Consider the following 2,495-nt stretch of genomic DNA (forward strand, 5'->3'; position numbering starts at 1 on the left):
CCGCTAAACACGGGGGCTGCGCGGCGGACACGCCGACGTCACCGCAATGCCACGCCATTTTGCAGAACTTGACGCACACAACTTCGATCCTCGTCGTCTGCAAGCCCCGACGCGAACTGCCGCGGGAGAAGACGGCACGGCCAGAAGAGACGTTTCATTCGGCCGGAGAGGCGTTGGTTAGAGAAATATGCGTGCGGAATCCGTGGTTGATCGGGACGTCAGAGTGCTGAGCAAACGCGATCATGCCCAAGCGTGGAAGATCACCAGTGGTCACTCGATACATGCCCCAGTTCACGGCACCACCTCTCCAGAAGCGCATTGCAAGTTGTTGATAAGTAACATAAATCCTGTCGTAATTGTTTGAGGCACAAACACCCTTCGGCCGCGATTTCGCCAATAGCAATACCGCAGAAACCTGCCACCTTGGCGGAGGATCTGCGCCCTCCGAAGGCAGAAGTTACAGGTTCAAATCCTGTCGGGTGCAGCATTGCACAGTTCGCTTGCCGACAACTATTCCTGCTGGAATTGACAGGGCCAATCTTCAGGCCTCGTCAAGCCAGAAGGCAACTCGGTCCGGGCGTCTCCGCAAGCCATGTTGAGCTGCCACTGGGACAGACCCGCCGAATTGGAAAGATCGACGCCCTCGATACGGGTCAGAAAGAAAAAGGCGCGGTCAAAGTCTATCGGCGCGGTGAACGTCGCTCCTCGGAAGTCCGCCCGTGCGAGATTGGCAAACGAGAAGCGGCTGCCGCTGATATCGGCGTCATGGAACTGCGCACGCCCCAATTCTGCCTTTGTGAAATCAACATTGGTCAGATTGGCGCCCTGGAAATTCGAGCGCTGTATTTCCGCGCTCGCAAACACAGCGCCCTGCGCGTCCATACGGCTGAAGTCGGTCCTGTAGGCCTCGATTCTGTCGAACCGGGCGCCTTTGGCGGTCGAGTCGGCCAGGGAAGCACGCACAAGCGTTGCCTTCTCAAGATTTGCCGCACGGAGATTGCTGTTCCTGAGGTCGGTCGAAGTGAAATCAACACCGAACAGGTTCGCCCCGCTCAGGTCCTGTCCTTCTAGGATGAGAAGCTTCTTGTCACACTCGTGCCAATTGACGCCAGGCGTCGCGGCTGCGTCGCAATTTTGAGCGGCAGTGGCGTTCTGCCAAGCAAACACAGTGCAAACCGCTAGAACCAAGCCGGATGCGCCGTAAGCTCTGGTTCGTCTCAAAGTCATTGTTGCTGGACCTCTGCCACTCGCCGACACTCAACCTTACCACATCTGCTGACACACGAGCCACGGTGACCACCGCCGTCACAGTTAGCGCATTTCTCATATTCAAGCTTTGATGTTGATCAACCGATCAACCCGCGCGTGGGGCGCGATTTGCGAGCGCCTCCCCATATCATCGCCGGTCCAGCAGAGATTCATTTGTCACCGGCCAGGCGCATCATTCCGTAGGTATGCTTGACTAAGCCGAGGAGAGCGGTCCTTCAGGCTGGCGAAGTCGCGTGCCAAGATTGGCCTCCGCTCTGGACGTTTGTCTCGCTAATTGGGAGCCTGCTCGGGTGCTGACCGCCACCGCCGGCGTCCGCTGCCGACAAGCGTGAATCCGCTTGGTTCCGCACCGATCGGTACTTCACGACGGCGAGGTTGACCCGGCACGGGGTGCTCGTCGCATATCCTGATTCCGCTGTCGCATGAACCCCACGACTTCGCTTAGCGAAGCCGAAGTTGATCTCTGCCATCTACCAGGTCGAAGCATCAACCCCGCATATTTGTGTCGTAAGCTGACGTGCCGCGAATACGCCTTTTTCGGTTGGCGGGCTTTATGGCGGACGCGCAACCTATTCTTGTATTTTTCTCAACGTAAACAATGTCGTATGGCGGAGAGGGAGGGATTCGAACTCCGCGCTTGGAAAAGCGTCCCTCTCGTCTTCACCGTGCAGGCCGCTTACTCTGGGCGGCAGAGTGCCCTTCCGCGCTTCGCCAAACCTGCCGTGGGAAATGCCTTGCCGTTTTTTCCGGCGGGGCTTTGATCAGATCGCGACTATTAGTGATTTATGCTGGAACTGGTTGCGGAGGTTTGGAGTCGGACCTATTTGCGCCGATTAAGAAGTCCCGTCAGCAAACGAACTCGGTTACAGCACTGTATCGGCGGTATCCCTCTACCGACTCGAACCGCGACCGTTTCTTAGGTCGCGCCTACCGTTTTGCACGCCCTCCCCTGCGCGGCCGTGGCGGAAGGTTGAACCAGTTGGGCGACTGCTAGGTTCCAGACTGGAGGTAAGGTCGGCTCGCTGAAAGCACGGCAGGTGGCATGCGGCACATGCGCGACAACGGCGACGTAGGGTTTGAGAGGGCCGGAGCCCCGACAGCTTTCGGCAGTTCGAACGATATAGTCGAACGGCCGAAATATTGCTGAAGGGTTTCGGGTGCCGTCAGGCGTACGAAAGTCTCTGATGCAGGAACCCGCGGGCCGCAGGCGATTGCCTATGGGGATT

Annotated in this window: 1 protein-coding gene; it reads right to left on the bottom strand. The window is 57.9% G+C overall.

Annotated elements, in window-relative coordinates:
• Nucleotides 1-510 precede the first annotated feature (510 nt).
• Entirely contained in the window at nt 511-1,227 is a 717-nt protein-coding gene (locus NKI16_RS33945) for a pentapeptide repeat-containing protein (RefSeq protein WP_352924810.1), read from the bottom strand.
• Nucleotides 1,228-2,495 lie beyond the last annotated feature (1,268 nt).

The sequence above is a fragment of the Mesorhizobium sp. M0698 genome, from assembly GCF_040320455.1.
Classification (GTDB): domain Bacteria; phylum Pseudomonadota; class Alphaproteobacteria; order Rhizobiales; family Rhizobiaceae; genus Mesorhizobium.